This window comes from Luteimonas salinilitoris (genome assembly GCF_041300785.1).
Lineage (GTDB): Bacteria > Pseudomonadota > Gammaproteobacteria > Xanthomonadales > Xanthomonadaceae > Luteimonas > Luteimonas salinilitoris.
The window spans coordinates 231774-253684 of record NZ_JBFWIB010000005.1 but is presented as its reverse complement, the minus strand read 5'-3'; the positions used below and the strand labels follow the sequence as shown (position 1 = coordinate 253684).

The 21911-nt window shown below is 63.4% G+C and carries 17 protein-coding genes and 1 pseudogene; 6 read left to right on the top strand and 12 right to left on the bottom strand.

The features are described from left to right. Nucleotides 1-99 precede the first annotated feature (99 nt). From AB5T46_RS10925 to AB5T46_RS10895, 7 genes are all read right to left on the bottom strand, one after another. The gene (locus AB5T46_RS10925; RefSeq protein ID WP_370563961.1) at nt 100-1233 is read right to left on the bottom strand and encodes a YdcF family protein; all 1134 of its coding nucleotides are present in this window, start codon (nt 1231-1233) and stop codon (nt 100-102) included. Further along, nucleotides 1233-3698, bottom strand: coding sequence for a TonB-dependent receptor (locus tag AB5T46_RS10920; protein ID WP_370563960.1), 2466 nt, complete (start codon nt 3696-3698; stop codon nt 1233-1235). Before AB5T46_RS10920 ends, AB5T46_RS10925 begins: the two co-directional genes overlap by 1 nt. 372 nt (nt 3699-4070) lie before the next feature. Continuing rightward, nucleotides 4071-5699 carry a family 43 glycosylhydrolase gene (locus tag AB5T46_RS10915; RefSeq protein ID WP_370563970.1) on the bottom strand — a complete coding sequence of 543 codons (1629 nt, stop codon included), beginning with the start codon at nt 5697-5699 and terminating at the stop codon, nt 4071-4073. A gap of 220 nt (nt 5700-5919) precedes the next feature. Beyond that, complete coding sequence (locus tag AB5T46_RS10910) at nt 5920-9135, bottom strand: efflux RND transporter permease subunit (RefSeq protein WP_370563958.1); 3216 nt, start codon at nt 9133-9135, stop codon at nt 5920-5922. Next, a complete protein-coding gene (locus AB5T46_RS10905; RefSeq protein ID WP_370563957.1) occupies nt 9125-10129 on the bottom strand; it encodes an efflux RND transporter periplasmic adaptor subunit in 1005 nt (334 codons plus the stop codon). The genes AB5T46_RS10910 and AB5T46_RS10905 overlap by 11 nt, the downstream gene beginning before the upstream one ends. Then, nucleotides 10126-11406, bottom strand: coding sequence for a TolC family protein (locus AB5T46_RS10900; protein WP_370563955.1), 1281 nt, complete (start codon nt 11404-11406; stop codon nt 10126-10128). Before AB5T46_RS10900 ends, AB5T46_RS10905 begins: the two co-directional genes overlap by 4 nt. 55 nt (nt 11407-11461) lie before the next feature. Beyond that, nucleotides 11462-11842: a hypothetical protein gene (locus tag AB5T46_RS10895; RefSeq protein ID WP_370563954.1), complete on the bottom strand. Its 381-nt coding sequence runs from the start codon at nt 11840-11842 to the stop codon at nt 11462-11464. An 86-nt stretch (nt 11843-11928) separates the two neighbouring features. On the opposite strand from AB5T46_RS10895, the gene AB5T46_RS10890 reads away from it, so the two are divergent. The 4 genes from AB5T46_RS10890 to AB5T46_RS10875 all read left to right on the top strand — a co-directional run bounded on the left by AB5T46_RS10890 (nt 11929) and on the right by AB5T46_RS10875 (nt 15164). Then, the gene (locus AB5T46_RS10890) at nt 11929-12528 is read left to right on the top strand and encodes a helix-turn-helix transcriptional regulator (protein ID WP_370563952.1); all 600 of its coding nucleotides are present in this window, start codon (nt 11929-11931) and stop codon (nt 12526-12528) included. Nucleotides 12529-12598: 70 nt separating this feature from the next. Continuing rightward, nucleotides 12599-13000 (top strand): VOC family protein, encoded by a 402-nt coding sequence (locus tag AB5T46_RS10885; RefSeq protein WP_370563951.1) that lies wholly within the window; start codon nt 12599-12601, stop codon nt 12998-13000. A gap of 316 nt (nt 13001-13316) precedes the next feature. Continuing rightward, nucleotides 13317-14477 carry a sensor histidine kinase gene (locus AB5T46_RS10880; RefSeq protein WP_370563950.1) on the top strand — a complete coding sequence of 387 codons (1161 nt, stop codon included), beginning with the start codon at nt 13317-13319 and terminating at the stop codon, nt 14475-14477. A 231-nt stretch (nt 14478-14708) separates the two neighbouring features. Next, nucleotides 14709-15164, top strand: a complete 456-nt coding sequence (locus tag AB5T46_RS10875; protein WP_370563949.1) for a thioesterase family protein — start codon at nt 14709-14711, stop codon at nt 15162-15164. A gap of 274 nt (nt 15165-15438) precedes the next feature. Here AB5T46_RS10875 and AB5T46_RS10870 read toward each other — a convergent pair whose 3' ends face one another. Together AB5T46_RS10870 and AB5T46_RS10865 are read right to left on the bottom strand one after the other, a co-directional pair. Next, on the bottom strand, nt 15439-16830 hold the full coding sequence (locus tag AB5T46_RS10870) for a Fic family protein (protein WP_370563948.1): 1392 nt from the start codon (nt 16828-16830) through the stop codon (nt 15439-15441). 181 nt (nt 16831-17011) lie between these two features. After that, nucleotides 17012-17404 carry a hypothetical protein gene (locus AB5T46_RS10865; RefSeq protein ID WP_370563947.1) on the bottom strand — a complete coding sequence of 131 codons (393 nt, stop codon included), beginning with the start codon at nt 17402-17404 and terminating at the stop codon, nt 17012-17014. Between the two features lie 189 nt (nt 17405-17593). Here AB5T46_RS10865 and AB5T46_RS10860 point away from each other — a divergent pair, with 189 nt between their 5' ends. After that, nucleotides 17594-18670 (top strand): hypothetical protein, encoded by a 1077-nt coding sequence (locus AB5T46_RS10860; protein ID WP_370563946.1) that lies wholly within the window; start codon nt 17594-17596, stop codon nt 18668-18670. 3 nt (nt 18671-18673) lie between these two features. On the opposite strand, the gene AB5T46_RS10855 is transcribed toward AB5T46_RS10860, so the two are convergent. The 3 genes and pseudogenes from AB5T46_RS10855 to AB5T46_RS10845 form a co-directional block, all read right to left on the bottom strand. Next, nucleotides 18674-19840, bottom strand: coding sequence for a DNA cytosine methyltransferase (locus AB5T46_RS10855; protein ID WP_370563945.1), 1167 nt, complete (start codon nt 19838-19840; stop codon nt 18674-18676). Beyond that, nucleotides 19837-21024 (bottom strand): DNA cytosine methyltransferase, encoded by a 1188-nt coding sequence (locus tag AB5T46_RS10850; protein ID WP_370563968.1) that lies wholly within the window; start codon nt 21022-21024, stop codon nt 19837-19839. The genes AB5T46_RS10855 and AB5T46_RS10850 overlap by 4 nt, the downstream gene beginning before the upstream one ends. Before the next feature lie 90 nt (nt 21025-21114). Then, nucleotides 21115-21276 (bottom strand): annotated as a pseudogene (locus AB5T46_RS10845) (helix-turn-helix domain-containing protein); the annotation flags it as partial. A 111-nt stretch (nt 21277-21387) separates the two neighbouring features. On the opposite strand from AB5T46_RS10845, the gene AB5T46_RS10840 reads away from it, so the two are divergent. Then, nucleotides 21388-21789, top strand: a complete 402-nt coding sequence (locus tag AB5T46_RS10840; protein WP_370563944.1) for a very short patch repair endonuclease — start codon at nt 21388-21390, stop codon at nt 21787-21789. The last annotated feature ends 122 nt before the right edge of the window (nt 21790-21911 follow it).

Genomic DNA, 21911 nt, shown 5'->3' with positions numbered 1-21911 from the left:
ATACTCAGCCGTTCGGGCGCGCATCCTCCCCCATCATATGTCCCCGAAACCCCTTAAAAAAGTGGTGCGTTACTGCAATGTCCGCTCTTGGCCGCGGGTTCAAGGATCGAGCGGGTCGAGCGGATCGACCCGGGCGGCATCCGGGGACGGACGGAAAACGATATCGAAGGGCGAGGTACGTTCGCCGACCTTGCCAGGCTGGTAACCCAGCTCGCGCTGGTTACGCGCGATGAACTCGGCGCTCTCCACGGCGTCGATGTGCCGGGGATCGCTCAGAACAAGCGCGTCGCGATCCATCGGCGCCTTCATCGACATCAGCAATCGTGCCGAGTTGCGTAGGTTGGTCGTCGTATGCCGTGCGTAGGGTTCGATCACGATCGCATGCGCCGGCACTCCATAGCGTTCGATCAGTGCGCGGCGCATTTCGACGGCTTCGACGAAGCGCGTCTCGCGCGGGTGCACGGCAGCGCCGCTCACGATGATAAAGGGTGCCAGACCGTTGAAGTAGCGCTGGGCGGCGACCTTGATGTGCAGCTTGCCCCGCGCGCTCAGCGGCGTCAGCAGGTCTTCCGGCCCTGCCCCGAGCACGATGATCGAGGTGTAACGGTAGCGCGACCAGTCCAGCTTCCCGGCGCGCTGGAAGGCATCCGAATTGAATCCGCCGTCGAATGGCTCGAAGGCGATGGCGTCCAGGCGATCGTTCACGTCGATGAGCGCCAGCGCCAGGCCGATGCTGGGGTCGAACGCGGCAACCGCTTCATCGCGGCCTACCTCGCCGATGGAAGCGGCCACGGCGATATCGGCGGCGAGCCGCTGGCTGCCCTTCTTCCCGATCGGGCCGTCGATCTCCGGATAGCGCGGTGTGCCGCCCTTGCCATAGACGTCGAGAATGGCGTTGAGCCCCGCCAGTTCGCGACGGACGGCGTCTCGGCGCTCGCGGGCTTCGGCAGACGCTCCATCGGTGGCGGCCATCTCCGATACCAGCCCGATCTCGTCTTCTTTCCAGGCCGACGCAGCGACCTTGCAAGGAGCGTCATCAGCACACGCCGCAAGGCGGTGACCTCGCTCGGCCAGCATCGAGCGGACTTCCGCGCCCGCCTGCGACCTGTCCATCGCAGCAACCACCGGAAACAAGCGCTTGCCGAGCGCCGCGATTACCCTGTCTTCCGCGGTCGCCGCGAATACCGGCTGGATCGCGGCGAGAGCCATGCACAGCAACAGCGCAAGCCGCATTACCAGCTCCGACTCAATACCAGACGGAAATTGCGGCCGAACAGCGGACGACCGTAGATCGCCTCGCTCGACCCTTGTCCCGCCAAGGCATCGGTGCGGGTATTACCCTCGGTCAAGCCTTTCTCCTCGGTCAGGTTGTCGCCCACAAGTTGCACGCCCCAAGGGCCGCGTTTCCAGGATAGCCCGAACCCCAGCGTCTGGTAAGAAGGCAGCGCCGTGCGGTTGAACAGATCGACATAGGCCTTGCCGACGAAATCGTAGCGAAGATAGGCTTCGATCTCGCTATTGCCGGCCATGAAGCTGAAAGTCGGACGGATATTTCCGTAAACCTTCGGCTCGCGAACGATCTGGTTGCCGTTCACCGCGCTTGGATCCGCACCGGCACTGTTCTGCAGATTCTTGTACTGCGGATCGCTGAGCGTCACCGCGCCTGCCAGCGAGAACCAATCCGAGGCCCTGAACAGACCGTCCATCTCGACGCCCTTCGACACCGCGGTGCCTATGAAGGGTACCGACTGGTCGTTGCGGCCGGTGATCGGGTTGTAAGCCACGAACGAGGCATTCAACGGATCGAACTTGGTGTAGAAGGCGGTCAGGTACAGATAGGAACGATCGAAGGTCGCCTTCAAGCCCAACTCGTACTGATCGGTTTTGGTCTCGACAATGGTCGGATCGATGCTGCGTGCGACGCTGGACTGCGGCGCGATCTCTACATGCGAGGCGCGGCCGTAAGCGCCGAAACTGGAATTGAAGTCGTAGTTCAGGCCGACCGTCCAATTGGTGACCGACGGGTCCAGATTGTGCGTCTGCGTACCGCCGCTGAAGCGCCGGGTGGTGTCGTCGGCCAGCGTTTCGGCATCGCCCAGGTTGGCACCGTCGGTCTGCTCGGCATAGCCGTCATAGCTGTATCGCTCGTGGCGGACGCCAGCGTCCAGCTTGAGGTTATCGGTGATTTCCCAGGTATCGTTGGCGTACACCGCGAACATCTTCGCATCGACTTCACCGGCATTGAGCGTGGTCGTATAGCGCAGCACGCCGTTGTCGGTTACGTAACCCAGCGGCGCGCCTTGGGCCGAATAGGCCACCAGATCCAACGTCCTCGGCTTGCCCGCGACTTCAAGCAGCATGTCCTGGTAGGCCGTGAACGCCGTGGTTCCATAGAACGAGGTATACACGCCGATATTGAGATCGTGCGCGCCGAAGCCGGTTTCGAACCGGCGAGCTGCGCTCAGGTCCGCCTGCGCCGAATAGAACTCCGACTCGACGGCGCGATACTGCGCCGAGATCACCAAACCGGAAGCCGAATAAGGATCGTAAGCCGTCGCACCGTTCGTGCCGGCCAGGGCGTAGCCCATCGAAGCGACGCCGGCGCCGAAAGCGCTCTGCGCCCTGCTCAGGTAGCTATTGGCGAACGTGTTTCCGTCGACCGGATTGGTTGTGGAATAGAGCGCATCGAAGCTCACCTTGCCCTTGGTGTAGCCAGACTTGAGCGAGACGACCCAGTCGCCGGCGTTGTTCTCGTACTGAAAGCCGACGTTTCCGAAGCGCATATGGCGGCCGTTCGCCAGATCCCGATGCAGACCCTGCATCACGCCTGCGGAATCCAGATACTTGAGGGTCACGTTACGCAGCGAAGGGGAGTTCATGGTACCTGTGAAGTAATCCAGGTACGGGTTCAGCGACACCGAGGGATCGCGTGGATCGGCGATCGGAATCGGCAGGTAGAAGACGTTGTGGTCGTCGACATAGGTGCCGCTGAACTTTATCCAGCCGTCTTCCAGGTAGTGCTTGAGGTTGGCGCGTAGCTGGCCGCCTTGATCGTTGGGGAATCCGTTGTCCCGATAGCCGTCATGGTGGCGCAGGAAGCCGCCCACGGCGTAGTAGGTATCCTCGGAAAGGGCTCCCGATTGAAATGCCTCGGCGCGGTAGAGCCCGGTATCGCCGAGCGTGAGCTGGGCCTTGCCCCTCGTCTCGTCGCCGCCCTCGGCCAGGATGTTGTTGACGATGGCCGCGCCGCCGCTGGCATAGATCGGCGCCGGACCGCCACGCACGACTTCGACGCGCTGGTTCATGACATCGAAGCGATGCATGCCTTCGCCCGAGTTGAAGAAGTGCCCGTCGATTTCGTGGAACAGCGGCAAGCCATCCTGCTGGAAAATGATGTAGCCGCGGTCGGTCGGAATGCCTCGGAGACGGGTGATGTTCTGTACTTCGCCGCCGGTCGACTCGACGTGGATGCCTGGCACGTTGCCCAGCAGGTCCGCATAGCTCTTGGGTGCAAGCTTCTGCACTTCCTCCGCAGTCAGGGAATTGACCGCATAGGAGGCGTCGAAACGGCGCTGAGTCCTCGCCGAACCCGTGACCACCACCGCATCCAACTCGCTGACTTTGTCGCTTCCCCCAGGAGCAGGGACTTCTTTCGCCTCAGGCTGAGCTTCTACCGTCTCTTGCGCGATCGATACCATGGGAGCAGAAAAAACAATCGCAATTGCCATCGCAATGCGAGTGCATGAGTGAGAACGGGGACCGCGCATGAGCAATAGACCCTTCGATGAGTGGAAAAGCAGCGTGTCGTCAAAGCAACAGCCGAGCAGTATCCGAAGCGTCCATTACAGGCGTGCGTAACGATTGGTGATTAATTTCTCACCCTGAATTTTGAACCCAATGGATGTCGCGGGCGACATCTATCCTGGTGTCCGCTTTCGACCGATTGAATCCGCGGCCGGAAACGGACATCAGCCTTCCATCCTTGTTTGAGGTCGAGTGCATCTCGGCTATCGCGCCAGAAACGGACACGTTTGGTGCACTTCGCAAAGAAGGATTCATCAGTGTGTCCGTTACAAGTCTGCAGATCGATCCACCCCCCGGTACCGGAAGTCGCTAAGCAGGACCACTCCCTTCGCAGCGCTGTAGATGCCCACCTTGAGGCTAAGGAAGCCGCCGAAAACGTTGTGGTGCATGCCGGACACCTCCACGCGAGTGAGGTGCAGCTGCCATGAGCGGCCGTCGTCGTACGAATATTCGTAGGTGATGACGTTGCGGTCGTTGGTCAGCTTTATGCGCATACGCCGATTGGCGTGCGGGAGCCGCGCCCAGACCTGCTCTTCCGCGTATTGATAGGTCTTGATCGTGTCCGGCGTGAAGCCAACGCCCACGAAGGCCTTGTGGTTGTAGAACAGCAGCAGGCCGGCTTCGGACTCGCCGGAAAGCTGCAGCGTGACCTCCGCCTGGTAGGCGCGGTCCGCCACGATGCAGGCCAACGGCGTGCTGTCCGCCGGCGAGCTTCCGGCCGCCGCCAGCATCAGTCCTCGGCCGGTCCGCTCGACACGGGCCATCTCGTCCGGTTCGGGATCGTGGAAACACCACTGGATGCCGAACCGGTCGGTCGAGAAATCGTCCGACAGCGCGAATCCGGCGGGGCCGGGCCTGCCCTTCGCCGGCTTGCGGATGGGCAGGGACAGATCGCCGCCCATGGCGCGAAACCAGCCGTCCGCGGTCCACTCGATCGGCTCCAGCAGGGTCTGGCGCCCCAGGGTCCTGAATCCGTTCTCGTAACCGTGATAGACCATCCACCAGTCGCCGGCGGGGCCCTCCACCAAGGAGGCATGCCCTCTGGACCACCACGGCTCGGATTCCGAAACGGTGCGCACCAAGGGATTGCGCGGGCAATGCTCCCACGGGCCGTGCACCGATTTCGAGCGGGCCGCGATGACCATATGACCGGTGACCGGACCGGCCGTGCCGCCCACTGCCGTGACCAGGTAGAACCAGTCGCCGTGCCGGATCAGTTTCGGGCCTTCGGGCGCGAAGTTCTCGGCGATCCAGTCATCGGGATAGCGCCATGGACTGTAGGCATGCTCGAGCGTTCCATCCGTCGCCAGTCCGTCGTCGGTGAGCCGGATCTTGCGGATGCCGTTGACGAAGAGATAGCGCTTTCCGTCTTCCCCGACGACGTGGCCGGGATCTATGCAGCCGGAAATCCCGAGGTCGACCGGCTCGCTCCACGGCCCCCGGATGTCGTCGGCCCAGATCGCGTAGATCGACCATTCCCGATCGTCCGGATTCGCCGGCAGATAGATGAAGTAGCGATCGCCGTGCTTGCAAAGATCGACCGCCCAGATCACGCCCAGTTCCTTCCGCAGCGCAGGACCGATGGGTGCCCAGTTGACCAGGTCGGTGGAATGCCAGATCACCAGGCCCGGATAGGAATAGAACGACGAGAACGTCATGTAGTAATCGTCGCCATCCTTGAGGATCGTCGGGTCAGGATGGTCGCCCGCCACGATGGGATTGAGATAGGTCCCATTGCCCAGATCCGCATTGCGCTGCCCTTCCATTCCCTTGCCCCAGCGCGGGCTTGCCGAGCGGCAGGCCTGGTCCGCCGGCCGCGCAGCCGACAGCATCGGCGATGCGAGGGCTCCTGCAGCCAGCGCCTTGATGAGGTCTCTCCGGGCGATCTTCGGCATGATGTGCTTCCGGTGGAAAGCACGAATATAGATCACATGCCCAGCCCGGAAACTCATCCGCAGCGGCATCTCTTGCGTGGTGAAGCCGGTGCAAACGCCAGCGGTGAAAAATGGGGCATCCGCATGGGCCGACCGCCAGCCGATCATCGACACCCGCCGCTGCCGCGCCTCCATGGCACGGATATCGGCGCTGCCGCTGCAGCACGAATCGGTCATCGGGTCAGTCCTCCAGCATCTCCTGGTCGCGCCCGTTGTCGCGATGCAGCCAGCGATAGAGCGCCGGCAGCACCAGCAGCGTGAGCAGGGTCGAGGACACGATGCCGCCGATCACCACCGTCGCCAGCGGCCGCTGCACCTCCGAACCGGTGCCGACGTTGAACGCCATCGGCAGGAAGCCCAGCGAGGCGACCAGCGCGGTCATCAGCACCGGCCGCAGGCGCCCGAGCGCGCCATCGACGATCGCATCGTCCAGCGGATCGCCCCGCTCGCGCAGCTTGCGGATGAAGGCGACCATGACCAGGCCGTTGAGCACGGCCACGCCCGAGAGCGCGATGAAGCCCACGCCCGCGGTGATCGACAGCGGAATGTCGCGCAAGGCGAGCGCGACCACGCCGCCGGTCAGCGCCAGGGGCACGCCGCTGAACACGATGGCGGCGTCCTTCGCCGAACCGAAGGCCATGAACAGCAGCCCGAAGATGATCACCAGCGTGACCGGCACCACGATCGCGAGTCGCCGGCTGGCCGAGATCAACTGCTCGAACGTGCCGCCGTAGTCGATCCAGTAGCCCGCCGGGATGTCCACCTGCCCGGCAATGCGCCGTTGCAACTCGTCGACGAAGCTGCCCAGGTCGCGGTCGCGCACATTGGCAGTGACCACCACCCGGCGCTTGCCGTTCTCGCGATTGACCTGGTTGGGCCCGAGGATCTTCTCGATCGTGGCCACCTCGCGCAGCGGGATCGTCTGCGGCGGGTCGTCCGACCAGGCCGGATCGCGGCTGGACTCGTCGGCATTGGCGGCCGCGCCCAGCGGGATCGGCAGGTCGGCCAGTGCGGCGGGGTCCTCGCGCAGATGCTCCGGCAGGCGCGCGACGATGTCGAAGCGGCGATCGCCGTCGAACAACTGGCTGGTCACCCGGCCGCCAACCGCAGTGGCGACGGTCTCCTGCACCACGCTCGGGTTGAGCCCGTAGCGCGCCAGCGCTTCGCGGTCGGGCACCACCGTCAGCAGCGGCAGGCCCGTGACCTGCTCGGTCCTCACGTCGGCCGCGCCGTCGATCCGCCGGGCGACCGCCTCGATCCGTTCGGCGGTTTCCACCAGCGTGTCCAGGTCGTCGCCGAACACCTTGACCGCGACGTCGGCGCGTACGCCGGAGATCAGCTCGTTGAAGCGCATCTCGATCGGCTGGGTGAACTCGTAGTTGTTCCCCGGGACCTCCGAGACGACCGCCCGGATCTCCGCGATCAGCTGCGCCTTCGGCTTGCGCGGATCGGGCCACTCGTCGCGCGGCTTGATCATCATCATGGTGTCGGCCACGTTCGGCGGCATCGGATCGGTGGCGACCTCGGCGGTGCCGATCTTGCTGAACACCCGCTCGACCTCGGGAATCGGCAGTACCGCCTCCTCGACTGCGACCTGCATCCTGACCGCCTGTTCGATGCCGGTGCCGGGGATGCGCATCGCGTGCATGGTGATGTCGCCCTCGTCCAGGCCGGGGATGAACTCGCCGCCCAGGCGCGTGGCCAGCAGTCCGCAGGCCACCACCAGTGCCGCGGCGCCGCCAAGCACCCACCCGCGATGGCGCAGCGACCATCCCAGCAGCGGGGCGTAGCGGCGTCGGGCCCAGCGGATGGCCCGGTTCTCCTTCTCCTCGACCTTGCCGCCGAGGAACACCGCGATCGACGCCGGCACGAAGGTCAGCGCCAGTACCATGGCGCCGGTCAGCGCCAGCACCACGGTGATCGCCATCGGATGGAACATCTTTCCCTCGATGCCGGTCAGCGCGAAGATCGGCAGGTACACCGCCGTGATGATGCCCAGTCCGAACAGGCTCGGGCGGATCACCTCGACGGTGGCCGATGCGGTCAGGTCGGTGCGCTCCTCGTCGGTCATCACCCGGCCCAGCCGGTGCTGCATCTCGCCGAAGCGGCGCAGGCAGTTCTCGACGATGATCACCGCGCCGTCGACGATCAGGCCGAAGTCGAGCGCGCCCAGGCTCATCAGGTTGCCGGACACGCCGCCACGGACCATGCCGATGACCGTGATCAGCATCGCCAGCGGGATGACCGCGGCGGTGATGAGCGCCGCGCGGATGTTGCCCAGCAGCAGGAACAGCACCACGATCACCAGCAGCGCGCCCTCCACCAGGTTCTTGGAGATCGTCCTGATCGTGCGGTCGACCAACTCGGTGCGGTCGTAGACGGCGGTCGCCTCGACGCCGCCCGGCAGGCTGGCACTGGCTTCCTCCAGCCTGGCGGCCGCGGCCTGCGCGACCTCGCGGCTGTTGGCGCCGACCAGCATGGCCACGGTGCCGAGCACGACCTCCCCGCCGTTCTGGGTCGCCGCACCGGTGCGCAGCTCCTTGCCTTCACCGACCTGGGCGACGTCGCTCACGCGGATCGGCAGCCCGTCGCGGCGGTCGAGCACGATGTCGCGGATCTCGTCGAGGCCGCCGACCTGGCCCGGCACCCGCACCAGGTACTGCTGGCCGTTGCGCTCGATATAGCCCGCGCCCATGTTCTGGTTGTTGGCGGCGATCGCCTCGACAATGTCGCCCAGGGTGAAGCCCAGTGCGACCAGTCGGGACGGATCGGGCGTGACGTGGACCTGTCGCTCGTAACCGCCGAGGGTGTTGACCTCGGTGACGCCGCGCGTGTTGCGCATCTGCGGGCGAATCACCCAGTCCTGCAGCGTGCGCAGGTCGGTCGCGGTCCACGACGTGCCGTCGGGCCTGGCGGCCCCTGGCGTGGCATGGATCGTGTACATGAAGATCTCGCCCAGGCCGGTCGAGATCGGCCCCATCTGCGGTTCCAGGCCTTCCGGGATCTTCGGGCCGATCTGCTGCAGGCGCTCGGCCACCTGTTGCCGCGCGAAGTACAGGTCGGTGCCGTCCTCGAACACGACGGTGACCTGGGACAGGCCGTAGCGCGACAGCGAGCGGGTGTAGTCCAGCTGCGGCAGGCCGGCCAGCGCGGTCTCGAGCGGATAGGTGACGCGCTGCTCCGACTCCAGCGGCGAGTAGCCCGGCGCCTCGGTGTTGATCTGGACCTGGACGTTGGTGATGTCGGGGGTGGCATCGATCGGCAGCCGGGTGAAGCTCCAGATGCCGACACCGATGAGGCCCAGCGTCAGCACCAGCATCAGCCAGCGATGCCGGATCGAGAAGCGGACGATCTTCTCCAACGCCCCGGGCTCGCGGGAACGGGGCTCAGTGGTCATGCGAGGCCCCTTCCTTCTCGATGTCGGCCTTGATCAGGTAGCTCTCCTCGACCACGACCTGTTCGCCCTTGCGCAGGCCGGACCGGATCTGGGCACGCTCGCCATCACGCACGCCGACTTCGACCGGACGGGCCGTGTAGGTGTCGCCGGTGCGGACGAACACCACGTCCCGGCCGTCCATGGCCTGCAGCGCCGACAGCGGCACCATCAGCTCGACCGGCTGCCGCTCGACCGTGATCCGCGCCTTGACCGCCGAACCCGGCCGCCACAGGCCGTCGTCGTTCTCGATCGTGGCGCGCGCGATCGTGCTCTGGCTGGCGGTGGCCATGCCGGGCAGCACGCGTTCGAGCGTGGTGTGCACGGTCTTGCCGTCGCTCATGCGCGTCACGGTGACCGGCACGTCCGGCTGGATGTGCTGGGCGTCGGCGCCGAAGACGTGCAGGTCGACCCACAGCTGCGACAGGTCGGCGATCTCGAACAGCGGCGTGCCTTCGCGCGCCAGGCCGCCGACCGACGCATTGCGGGCGGTGACCACGCCGGAGATCGGCGCGGTCACGCCGTAAGTGCTCAGGCTCAGGTTGCTCTCGACCGTCGCCAGCGTCCGGCCGGCGCGGACCTGGTCGCCGACGTCGGCGCGCAGCGAACGGACGGCGCCGGGGAAACGGGCGCTCGCCTCGGCCACGCGGCCTTCGATCGGCGTCAGCAGGCCCTGCACTTCGTGTTCGTCGGCAATCACGCCCTCGCCGGCGGGCTGTACTTCGATGCCGGACTTCTCGGCAATGGCGGCGGGGATGACGGTGCTGGCGGCTTCCTTGGAATGCTCGCCGGACTCCGCGTGTCCGCCGGATTCCTCGTGCCCGTGCTCGTCGGTCTCCGTGCCATGCCCGGCACTCCCTTCCGCATGGGATGCGTCCCCGGCCGGAGTCGGCGCCTCGCTGCAGGCGGCGAGGCCCAGGGCGAGTGCCAGTGCGGCAACCAGGTGGCTCGGCTTCATGGGGTGGCTCCTTGTTCGGTCTGCGGGGCCGCGCCGGCGACGAACGCCTGGCCGGTAAGCCGCTGGATTTCGATGAGGGCGCGCTGCGCGTCCAGCGCGGCCTCCAGTTGTTGGCGGCGGGCAGCGGTGCGATCGGCCTGCAACGTCGCCCACTCGAGGTAGCTCGCCGCGCCGGCGCGGTAGGCCTTCCGCGCGGCGGCCTCCGCCTCGGCCAGCCGAGGCAGCACGTCGCGCGCCAGCTGTTCGACCTCGACCTGGGCGACGCGGTAGCGGCCGTGGGCCTCGGCCAGCGTCGAGTACAGCGATAGGCCCTTGGCCTCGCGCTCGATCTCCAGCCCGGCCAACTCGGCCCGGGCGGCGTGGATGCCCGGCTGCGCGCGGCCCGCACTGCCCAGGGGGATCGAGACGCTGCCGACCAGGCCGACGTCGTCGCTGCCTTGCAGTCGGCGTACGCCGACCTGCCAGTCCAGGTCGGGCGTGGCCTGGCTGCGGGCGAGCTGCAGCCGCGCCTCGCGGATGCGCGCCTCGCCGACGAACTGCGCCAGCTCCGGCGTGCGCGCCAGCCAATCGGCCAGCACCGCGAACCCGGCCACCTCGGGCAGCGCCAGCGGATCGCCGCCGGCCACCTCGAACGTGGGCGCGCGTTCGCCCCACAGCGCGGCCAGGTGCTGGCGCGCGGCCGCCTCGCGTTGCCCGGCGCGGGCCAGGTCCAGCTCGGCCCGCGCGAGCGCGGCCTGCGCGGTCAGCACCACCGATTCGGGCGAGGCGCCCGCCTCGTGGCGCCGGCGTGCCGCGGCGACCGTGCGCCGGCGTTGCCCGATGTCGAGCCGTGCGATCGCGCCTTGCCGCTGGGCGGCGACGATCGCCAGGTACCGGCGCGCCACCTCGGCCAGCAGGTCCAGCCGCTGCGCCTCGCGTTCGACCGCCAGAGCATCGATGCGGCGCTGCGCCAGGGTCCGGCGCGCATCGAGCTTGCCGCCGCGCTCCAGCACCGAGGCCAGGCTCAGGGTGATCTCGGCGCCGTCCAGGCCGCTGGCCTCGCCGGTGCCGAACGCGTTCTCGATGCTGGCGCCGGCGACCAGCGCGGGGCGCAACGATGCGCGGTCCAGCCCGGCCTCCAGCGCGTCGCGGCGCGTGCCGAACAGCCGCAGGTCGGGGTGTGTGTCGGCGACGCGGCGAAAGGCGTCGTCCAGGGTCAGGGGGGCGGCGGCGTGCGCGGGAAAGGCCACGGCACACACGGCCACGAGCGCGGCCAGGGCCGCGAGTCGCAAACGCATGGGGATTGCTCCGGAGATTCGGGGTGACGGTGCCGGCACCGGGCCGGCGGCGGGATCACCCGAAAATCGGAGGCTTGAACGGCGAGGCCAGGCGCACCTGCGGCGGGATCGGCGCCTTCGCGATCGCCAGTCCGCCGGGCGCAGGCATGGCGGGAATCGAACCCAGCGCGGGCAGCAGCGCCGCGGTCGCGCCGCAGCAGTGCGCGAAATGCAGCAGCACGTTCAGGATCCTGGTTTCGTCCTGGCCCTGCTCGCCGGCCGCGTCCACCTCGTCGGCGTGCAGATCATGAGCGTGCATGCCCGAGGCATCGTGCGCGAGTTCGTGCATCTCGCCGGCGGCCGCCATCACCGGTTGCAGCACCGACCCCAGCGCAAACAGCACCAGCACGAGAACGCGCAGGAGCGGCAACCAACGGCGGCGGCGAAAGCGGACCATGACCGGCGCAGGGTACCCATGGGGCGCCGGGTTACACAATTCCACTGTGGCGCGGCCCGGAGGGTCGCTCGCAACGGCCTGCGGGCGTGGCCGTCGTTGCCGTTGACCGCGCGTGGGCAACGAAGCGAACGGTACGAACGGACCACTCGGCCGCGATCAACTGGCCGCAGGTTCCAGGCCATCCGGGCGGCATTACGATAGTGGCCGCTTCCGATTCATCACTGCGCCCTAACCAGTCGTTTGTCTTGTTTGACTGCGCAGGCATGCCAATCACGCTTCCGAAGATGATTTCACCTGGACAACATCACGCCCTGTGCCGGGCGCGCCGCCGGCTGCAGGACACCGATCCCCACGCCGGGACGGTGGCGGACATCGCCGCCGAGGCCGGTCTTTCCCAGTACCAGTTCATCCGCCGTTTCGCGGCCGTTTTCGGGGAGACGCCACACCAACTGCGGCAACGGCACCGGCTGGAGCGTGCCCGGGAGATGTTGCTGCTCGGCAGGCTCCCGGTGACCGACGTCTGCCTGGCGGTCGGCTTCTCCAGCCTGGGCAGTTTCAGCAGCTTGTTCAGCCGACGGTTCGGCATGCCCCCGTCGCGGTTCCGGCAACTCGCATCCGGCGGCGATCCGGTGCAGTACCAACCGGGCTGCCTGACCCTGATGGCGCGGGCGTGGCAAACGCCGTAGCAATTTCGGAGAAGCATAGCGGGCGCGGGCCTGGGACAATCGGCCGCAACTGCCCGCAGCGAGACATCCGATGAGAATCAAGTTGACCAGCGTGCTCGTGGACGACCAGGACAAGGCGCTGGAGTTCTACACCAAGGTGCTGGGTTTCGTCCCGAGCCAGGACATTCCGGTGGGAGGAGGGTTCCGGTGGATCACGGTGCGATCGCCGGAGGGCGGAGATGCCGAGGTGACCCTGGAGCCGAATGCCAACCCTGTCGGCAGGACCTACCAGCAAGGACTGTTCGAGCAGCGCATCCCGATCACGGCCTTCGAGGTGGACGACGTGCGTGCGGAGCACGACCGGCTGCGCCAGCTCGGCGTGCAGTTCACCACGCCGCCGACCGAAGCCGGCCCGGTGACGCTCGCGGTGTTCGCCGATACCTGCGGCAATCTCATCCAGATCTACCAGCCGCCGGCCGACCAGGCCGGGTGATCCCATCGCGCATCCGCCGGGGTCGCGGCGCTCCTTCCGGGGCGTTGCGCATGCCGACGCGCATACGGCAATGGGGTCGGGTTCTGGGGTTTCCCCGCATTTCCTGACGCTTGCCTTCCCCCTTTTTCAAAGGGGGGGAGTAGCCAAGCCGTTGAATTGATTGCAGCAAAACGGGGGAAACCTCGGAACCTGAGCCCATTTGTCCAGAGAGTTGGACGCTTTCGACCCAGCGCAGCCACTCCCATTAGGGTTGGCGTGTCGCTACCGCTAGTCGGCAATTGCCGCAGTGCAGCGGATAAGGCGCATCATATGAGCCATGATGCACAAGTTCCTCACCGCGAATCGGGCCGAGCTGATTGCCCGTTGCCGGGTGAAGGTTGCCCAGCGTTCGCCGCCTGGCGTGCCTGCGAAGGAGCTGGCCAATGGCGTCAGCATCTTCCTGGACCAGCTGATCAAGACGCTGGTGGTGGAACAGACCGAAGCCCCCATGCAGAGCTACAAGGTGTCCGGCCCGGCGGGCGGCGGCAAGCCCGCACTTTCGGAAATGAGCGACTCGGCGACCCGGCACGGCAGGGAGTTGCAGGAACACGGATTCACCGTGGAAGAAGTGGTCCACGACTATGGCGACCTGTGCCAGTCGATTTCGGACCTGGCGTTCGAGACCGGCGTCGACATCGAGATCGACGAATTCCGCACGCTCAACCGCTGCCTGGACAACGCCATCGCCAGCGCCGTGACCGAATTCGGCTACCAGCGCGATTCCGTCATCGCCGGCAAGCAGGCCGTCGCGCTCAACGAGCGCCTTGGATTCTTCGCCCACGAACTGCGCAACCAGCTGTGTACTGCGACGCTGGCGTTGTCCGTCATCAAGCAGGGCAACGTGGGCTTGAACGGCGCCACCGGCGGCGTGCTGGACCGTGCCTTGGTGGGGCTGGCCAACCTGATCGATCGTTCGCTGGCCGAAGTGCGCATCGCCGCGGGCCTGCAGGTGCAGCACCATCTGTTCTCGCTGGCGGATTTCATCGCCGAGATCAAGCTGTCGGCAACGCTGGAGGCCCAGGTCAAGGGATGCGTGTTGACCGTTTCCGACGTCGACCCGCTGCTGGCCGTCGACGCGGACCGCGACCTGTTGCTGTCGGCGATCGGCAACCTGCTGCAGAACGCCTTCAAGTTCACCCATCCGCGCAGCGAAGTGACGCTCAATGCCTATGCGCAGGCCGACCGCATCCTCATCGACGTGCAGGACCATTGCGGCGGCCTGCCGCCGGGCCTGGCGGAGGAGATGTTCAAGCCTTTCGCGCAAGGCGCGGAGGATCGCAGCGGCCTGGGCCTGGGCTTGTCGATCTCGCGCCGCAGCGTCGAGGCCAACAATGGCGTCCTGAGCGTGCGCAACGTGGCCGGTTCGGGCTGCGTGTTCACCATCGACCTCCCGCGCCATTTCATGATTGCTGCGCTACCGGTAGCGGGAAACGCCTGAAGTAAAAGGATCAGGTTCATTCAATCGATGCGATGAATGAACCTGGCCCTGGGATTTCTGGTGAAAGCCGAATCGCTCGCTGGTGGCCACGTGGTGCTCGAGTACGGGAGCGGCGTCAGCCGCTGAGCCCTCACGGTGACGACCGCAACCGGAGGCTCAGCGCCCGATCCTGACCGCCCTGCTCTGTTACCGCCGTTGTTCCATCGAAGTTCCCGCTATCGGAGCAATCGGATGTATGCGAAGACGCTTTATGCAGGTTGGGCCGATATGGATTTCAACTCCCACATGAAGAATACGGCCTACCTCGACAAGGCCGCCGACGTGCGGCAGATGTTCCTGATCGAACATGGTTTCCCGATGGAAGAGTTCCTGCGGCTCAGGATCGGCCCGGTGGTCAGGAAGGATGAGGTCGAGTACTTCAACGAAGTCGGACTGCAGCAACAGATCACCGTGACTTACGCACTCGCGGGCCACGCGGCGGATGGCAGCCGCTTCCTGCTTCGGCATGAGATCTTCCGCGCGGACGGCAAACTCAGCGCACGGGTCACCAGCGCGGGCGGATGGCTGAACCTGGCCGAGCGCAAGCTCATGGCGCCACCGCGGGCGCTGCTGTCGGCGATGAATTCGCTCGAGAAAACGGACGACTTCATCGTACTGCCATCGAGCATCAAGCCGCGTCTGACGTAGCGTCCGGGGCGCGACGCTGTAGCTCTCGCTGGCGTACTGGTCCGGCATGGAACCGGCCAGGTCCAACGCGCGCATCCATGCGACGTCTTCCTTTCCCTGCTGGACATGGGGCTGCGCGAACAGGCCATGCAATACGCGAAGGCGCAACGGCCCGTGAACCATTACGGGGCTGCGACAGCCGCGCCAACCCGTGCCAACGCCGGTGGCATGCCCAGGCAGCCCGGCCTCAACCAGGCAGCCCGGCCTCAAGAAGCGATCGCCACGCGCTACGCCGTCACTCCTGCACCGCCAACCACTCCCGGAACTGCGAAGGCCTCAGCCGGTAACGCGCGATATTGCCTTCGTGCAACTGATGCAGCTCGTTGGTCGCCAGGGCCACCACGTCGCCCACGTCTTCCGGGTCGACCAGCGCGGCCGCCAGTTGCCGGATGCGGCCCGGATCGTTACGCCGGACGCCTTGGGCCACGATATCCGACACCAGCGCCCGGATCGCTTCCCGGTGCCGCAAGCGCAGCGGGTCCGGTGCCGGCAGCGCATCGCGCAGCACCGTATAGCGCTGGCAGGAACGCTCGTACGCCCAGGCAAAGACATCGCGGAGCAGTTCGATGCGGTTGAGTTCGTAAACGCCCAGCGCGCCTTCGATGTACAAGTCCTCCGGCACGTCCACGAACGACAACGGCGACAGGTTGTTGCGGATCAGCGGAACATTCGCGGCCAGTCGCGAAGTGCGCTTGTTGATGTCGTCGAACGGTTGCAGGTACGGTAGATGCACCATCGCGAAGAAGGCCTGCTCGAAGGGATCCTCGATGGCGCCGGCCTTGGCCAGCAGCAGGTCGAAACAATCCTCGATCTGTTGTGGAATGGCCAGCGGCGCATACACCGAACCGGAGATGGCCACTTCCGTGCGCCGCGGCCGGCCCCCTGCGGCGGCATCCGGCAGCAGGTTTTCCGCCAGCAATGCATGCAGGTTCTGCACCGTGTAGCGATTGAAACCGATCTCCTCCGCCTGCTCGACCAGCATCTCGATCGCCGCCTTGTGGTTCAGGATCATCTGCGCTTCCAGCTGATCCTTGCCTGCCGGCAACTGCCCGAACTGGATCAGGTTCTGCGTGTCCAGCCGGCTGTAGGTGTTGCCCTCCAGCCGGCTCGATGCCCACGACAGGTCGATGAGCAGGCGATCCAGCACCTGGCGCGCGTAGGTGCCCGCCGGCCGGCCCTGCGCGGGCGAGCGGCCCAGCCGATGCAGCTGCGCGCGCAAGGAGGCGGGGAGGTAATGCGTGCGGTTGGGGCGATACCCGTCCAGGAACTCGCGCCGATAGCCCACCGGGCGGCGCTGTGCGGGCGGGCGCCGCACGACTTCCCGGACCCGGATGCCCGCTGGCGACAGCGGCAGGCCGGCGGGCCCCGTTGCGGCCGCTGGCGGCAAGCCGTCCTCGCGAGCGCCGGCGGCGACGTACCGACGCGCGCGCGCGCTGCCTTCGGCGACCAGCACTCCCTCATCCGTGAGCGCGGCCAGATACCGCTGCAGGCTGCGCCGGGACGCATCCGGAAACGCCCGCTGGAGGGCTTCGATGCCCATCCCGTCCGGGTCGCCGGCAACCACTTCGGCGATGGCCTCCTTGGAGAAGGCTTGCTTTCGCGCCATGAGAACCTCGAATCGCGCCAAATTCTGGCGCGATTACCGCATATTTGGCGCGATACGGCAAATTCTGGCGCAATCTCCGCTCGAAATGGCGCGATAGCCCGGCCGTGCCGATTGGCGTCGATACGCGGGACCGCGCCGGTGCGCAGCGCCCGCGTGCGGTCGTCCACCCCCCTAATCTGCAAATCTTTGCAGATTGCCGCTCCTAATCGACATTTCTTTGCACGACCCGCTCGTCGACATCGTCTTCCGCCAGGTGATCCCCCGTGACCGGCCGGCCGACGCGCACGACATCCTGGGCACCCGGCGGCTGGTCTCCGATCCCGTCGAAATGGACGGGAAGGATGGCACCCAAGGATGTGGTGTGGACGATCAAGCTGTACAAGATCGGTGCGGAGAAGCATGATCCTACAATTGGCTGAGATCGTGATTTGCCGCCGATAGTCGAGGCGTAGGGGGGGAAGTGCGAGCAGAACTTCAGCGATATTTGTATGCTGCTGAGAGGTCCAATGGATGGACCTCCAACAGTCAAGAGCCTTGGATGCCGATAGTTGATGTTCTTGAGTCGGGTCTTGCCGTTCCAGGTGATGGCATACATGCGACTAAAGTGCAGACCCGGTCTGCTCGTAAGTCACTGTGGCAAGGCCGATTACATCGGGATCCCCCTCCTCGGGTTTTATTTCTTGCAGCAGATGCACCGTGTGACGAGAAGAGGTTTGAGGCTCTCACACAATCTGTTGAAGAGCGATTTATGCCTCCGAGCACGTGGGCCGATGCGTGCTTTGTAATGAGCGCAGGCGCGTTGCTCGGGTATGTTGAGCGTGAAGGCGTAAATCTCGCAGAGTGGATGAAATCCGGCTCCAGAGCCGTGAACTGCGCAATTTGCGATAGTGCCTCAGATCAGTGGGAACTGCGCTCGCGATTGAATGCGAGAATATCGGAACCCGATGGATTCATAGCTGCACTAGAGCGTAGCGTCCAAGAAGGGAATACTGTTCAGTTCCTGGTTAATTCATTCGGCCTCGATCCAGGTCTTGTGCTGCATAGCATGACCGGAGCTTCAGCTAATGCCGCTAAAGGTCGATGGGAGGGTACGGATGTTGATCCCGATCGCCGATATAGGGTCGCGCTTGTCGGTGCAAACGAATGGTCGTGGAGCAACGCAGCACTTGAGATAGTTCGACGCATGGGTCCGTCCGACCTGTCTTTAGAGGTGGCTTTATTATTCGCAAAGCTGAGCGACACCGGAAGATGGTCGCGCGCCAGGGCTTTCGTCAGTGGGCGTAGCGCTCGGCGAGACGAACTGATTGCTCTCCTCAAGAAGGGCGGAATAGACGACACCCGCGTGGTCGAAGTCGATTCAAGAGGCCATCGCTACGCGACTCAACCTACAAAGTTGAACGCTTTGCGTATACGCGACTCCGACGCGGGCGAAGTCGAATATGAAGTATCACGGCCGAAGCGTCGGGTCCATGACTTAGTGACAAACTGGTTGCGCGAGTGGGGCGTCCAGCAAGGATTAACTATCTCTGAAGGCTCCGATTCTGTTTCTCTGTATGACGCATTAGTCGAGAGGAGCGGAAAGCCTCATTTGCTAATCGAAGTGAAGTCATCGGCGGGGCCAGGAGTAGTTCGACTGGCAGTAGGGCAGCTAATCGATTATGGTCGCGTGCTGGCTCGAAATGGGATCGAGACTCATCGAGTTCTGTTACTGCCCGAAACTGAGAAACTGACAGAGGAGCTTAAGGATTTGCTCAAATTGGCGGGATTTAGCTGGGCAGTACTCCTATTTAGAGGCGCTAATAGCCAAAAAATTGTTCTTGAGATACATCGGTCGGATGGAACGATAGAACATATACCATGACATCTATGCTGTCGCAGCATTTCGATCAATACTAGCAATGTACTCACGGAGGCTTTCCAGAAAGCCATCCGCAAAACGAATAGCTGTGCTCTCCGTTGTTCTTCGGTAAAAACCACTTGCAGCTCTTAGAGACAGTGGCTTCATCTCATAATTGAGAAACGTTGAAAGCTTTTGGCTTTTAGTTTTCTGGGGCCAAGTTGATGCAATCACCCCATACCGCTTTCGCCGGCTACCGAATCCAGCCGAAGGAAGTCTATCTGACGACTTCAGCTCAAATTTCTCAGCGCCCATGCCTCTAGGCGATTGGATTTGCTCGATCGTCCAATCGACCATAGGAACACAGATCGTGTTACCGACTAGATGCCAGCGCGCCCCCTCCCGAAATCCAATCTGTTGCGCCTCCGAAGTCCAATCCGGCTCGAAGCCGAACATTCGTTCTGCGTCGCAGATTGATGGGGTTCCGAACCTCCCAAGCTTCGGCGACCAGATTGCAGGAGGTGAAGGAATTCCCAGTCCAGATCCGCCTTTGATTGTAGGAACAGCATCTTTGGCCCATCCCAGTCCGCGCTTACCTTCGGTCCAATAGAACCCATAAAGAGATCGTCTATCGACCGGTCCGACAATGTCGTTGACGCGCGGTTCAATGTAAGCGTCCGGGAAAAGCACATGAGACGGGTCTTCGCTCAACGCCAGAACTATCATGACTCGTTCGCGTCGTTGTGGCAGGCCAAACGCCCTCGCATCAAGAGTGCGATAAGCCCAGCTGTAGCCGTGTTCCTCGGCCTTCCTGAGCACGTATCGCAATGCGTTGCCTCTATCGAGACGAAGCATATAAGACACATTCTCCAAGAGAACCCACTCTGGTTTCTTCCTAGAAGAGGCGATCAGTCGAAAGACGTGATCTACAAGCTTGGATCGGTGACCCCTTATGCCTGCTTTGGTCCCTGCCTGACTTAAGTCCTGGCATGGAAAGCCGGCTGTCAGAACATCGACGGCCGGCAGTTTTTTGAGATCGATGATGTCACCATGAAGTGGAACATCTGGAAAGCGGTGACGTAGTACGCCTTGTGCCGCCGGATTGATCTCACAGAGGCCGGCACACGAAATCCCATGATTCGCAAGCGAATACTCAAAGCCACCGATACCGCTAAATAGTCCGAACGATTTCATCCTAGTAATCCTCTTGCAGCAGCCTCAGATATCAAGACCTGGCTCAATTTCGGGGGAGCGGCGTTCCCAATAATTTGTTGCATGGAACGGCGGCCCACACCTTCCGGAAAACAGAAGTAGTCCGGTACGAACTGGAGACGACAGGCTTCATGAGGGGTGAGAGTTCTAGCGAATTTTGGGTGCACGAATCTTCCTTGGCCAGTAGAGCCGAAACCTCCGGTTATCGTTGGGGCTGCCTCGTCCCATCGCATCCGTCCATACACGGAAACATAGCTGTGAGGCTTATCTCGATGGCAAGGCGGGCGTTCCGAGTTGGGTAGATCGTATAGATCTCTTTTAAACAAGAGTTTGATGCGGCGCTGATTTTCAGCCGAATGTGATGCAGAGGAATTGTAAGTAGAGTCAGCGTCGTACTGATCTTGAAGGTCATCGATCGCCCAAGAAACGGGCCGAGATGGTGACTCATGCAAAGCCAAGGCGCGATCGATATCGAAACAACCGTTGGTCCATGCCATTACAACGAGTCGCTTGCGGCGCTGTGGGACACCAATTCTCTGCAGCTCGACCACCGCTTGAGTGACGTGATATCCAATGGCGCGCAAAGCCGCCGACGTCCGAGGTACCACATCTCCCTTGTCGTGAAGGACGCCGGGAACGTTCTCGATCAGCAGTACCTTTGGTTTGAGGAGTTCCGTCAACCGCACCATGCTGAAGTACAGTTCGTTTTTTGGGTCTATTCGACGCGTATGGTTATTGAGGTCGCTGTTCCCTTGGCATGGAGGGCCTCCGACAAGTACATCGATTTCGCCTGAGCATCGAATTAGTTCCCGTTCTGTGGGACTTGATTTCGTGCCAAAAGCTCCGTGCGCTACAGACAGAACATCGGCGTGAATAGCATGGGATTCGGGAAAATTTTCCTTAAAGGTCGCAATAGCGTCCTTGTTAAAATCTATCCCAAGTGCATGCGTTGCTTGAAGCCCGACTGACCGAAGTCCTTCGTCGATTCCTAGAGAGAATATTCCGCCGCCGCAGAATGCATCTGCTATGCGAATAGGGCGGCTATCAGTAATCGGTGCCGGCCTTTTTTTCAGCTTCAGCCAATCTAGCTCAAAATCAACAGCAGAATAGCGATTTCTGTTCCTATCTGAGGTCACCCAGCTTTGCCCAGTTGAGCCGTTACTCAACCGATATCTTCTGATTCCACGCTTACCGCGTCGTTCAAATCTATACTCAACAGCTGGGGTGTTCGGCTCCTCGGGTTGTAGTTGAGCTAGTCTTGCTAGCTCTGCAGGGTCAAAAAGGCGATACCCATTGACAGGATGCCTGTGGGCATGAAGTCGTCCGCTGGTTACCCAATTACGCACTGTCTGGGGCGTAACCCCGAGTATGTCTGCGGCCGTCTTGATCCTTACCGCCTCCTTTACTAAGTCGCTCACACCAGCTCTCCTGGATCTCCCAAACGCTATTAAACCTTCAAAGCTGTAGAATTGCCAGAAGCTACGCTAGGTGCGATGCTGATCGCATCGCATCTCAGAAGTTGAGACGAGATGGATAAGCTGACACGTGCTCAAAGAAGCAACCTTATGTCGAGGGTCCGGCAGAGGAACACGGGGCCCGAACTCGTCGTGCGTAAGCTGCTACACCGGCTGGGATATCGCTTTCGTCTGCACAGGAAGGATTTGCCGGGTTCGCCGGACATCGTGTTGCCCGGCCGTGGTGCCGTCGTGCTCGTCCACGGCTGCTTCTGGCATGGGCATACGTGCAGGGCCGGCAGCATGCCTAAGTCGCGAATCGACTACTGGGGGCCGAAGATCACGGCCAACCGAGATCGGGACAAGAGGCAGAGTCGGCGTCTGCGAGCCTTGGGTTGGAGAGTTCTGACGGTTTGGGAGTGCGAGTTGAAGGATCCGCATAAGCTTGAACGCAAGTTCATACGCTTTTTGAGTTGAGACGCGGAGGAACGATTCCGGGTTCACTTATCGGTGACGAGATAGCGATTCTGAGTTCAGAGCGTTGCTTGTGAGAGCGATTTGTTCATCTGCTAGAGGGTCTTCCATGTGGCCAACAAGGA

Coding starts and splice junctions, on each gene's coding strand:
- AB5T46_RS10895 (WP_370563954.1), bottom strand. CDS start 11,842: ATGGTCCGCTTTCGCCGCCGCCGTTGGTTGCCGCTCCTGCGCGTTCTC.
- AB5T46_RS10875 (WP_370563949.1), top strand. CDS start 14,709: ATGTATGCGAAGACGCTTTATGCAGGTTGGGCCGATATGGATTTCAAC.
- AB5T46_RS10855 (WP_370563945.1), bottom strand. CDS start 19,840: ATGAAATCGTTCGGACTATTTAGCGGTATCGGTGGCTTTGAGTATTCG.
- AB5T46_RS10880 (WP_370563950.1), top strand. CDS start 13,317: ATGATGCACAAGTTCCTCACCGCGAATCGGGCCGAGCTGATTGCCCGT.
- AB5T46_RS10910 (WP_370563958.1), bottom strand. CDS start 9,135: ATGACCACTGAGCCCCGTTCCCGCGAGCCCGGGGCGTTGGAGAAGATC.
- AB5T46_RS10860 (WP_370563946.1), top strand. CDS start 17,594: ATGAGCGCAGGCGCGTTGCTCGGGTATGTTGAGCGTGAAGGCGTAAAT.
- AB5T46_RS10865 (WP_370563947.1), bottom strand. CDS start 17,404: ATGTATGCCATCACCTGGAACGGCAAGACCCGACTCAAGAACATCAAC.
- AB5T46_RS10905 (WP_370563957.1), bottom strand. CDS start 10,129: ATGAAGCCGAGCCACCTGGTTGCCGCACTGGCACTCGCCCTGGGCCTC.
- AB5T46_RS10925 (WP_370563961.1), bottom strand. CDS start 1,233: ATGCGGCTTGCGCTGTTGCTGTGCATGGCTCTCGCCGCGATCCAGCCG.
- AB5T46_RS10885 (WP_370563951.1), top strand. CDS start 12,599: ATGAGAATCAAGTTGACCAGCGTGCTCGTGGACGACCAGGACAAGGCG.
- AB5T46_RS10900 (WP_370563955.1), bottom strand. CDS start 11,406: ATGCGTTTGCGACTCGCGGCCCTGGCCGCGCTCGTGGCCGTGTGTGCC.
- AB5T46_RS10840 (WP_370563944.1), top strand. CDS start 21,388: ATGGATAAGCTGACACGTGCTCAAAGAAGCAACCTTATGTCGAGGGTC.
- AB5T46_RS10915 (WP_370563970.1), bottom strand. CDS start 5,699: ATGCCGAAGATCGCCCGGAGAGACCTCATCAAGGCGCTGGCTGCAGGA.
- AB5T46_RS10920 (WP_370563960.1), bottom strand. CDS start 3,698: ATGGTATCGATCGCGCAAGAGACGGTAGAAGCTCAGCCTGAGGCGAAA.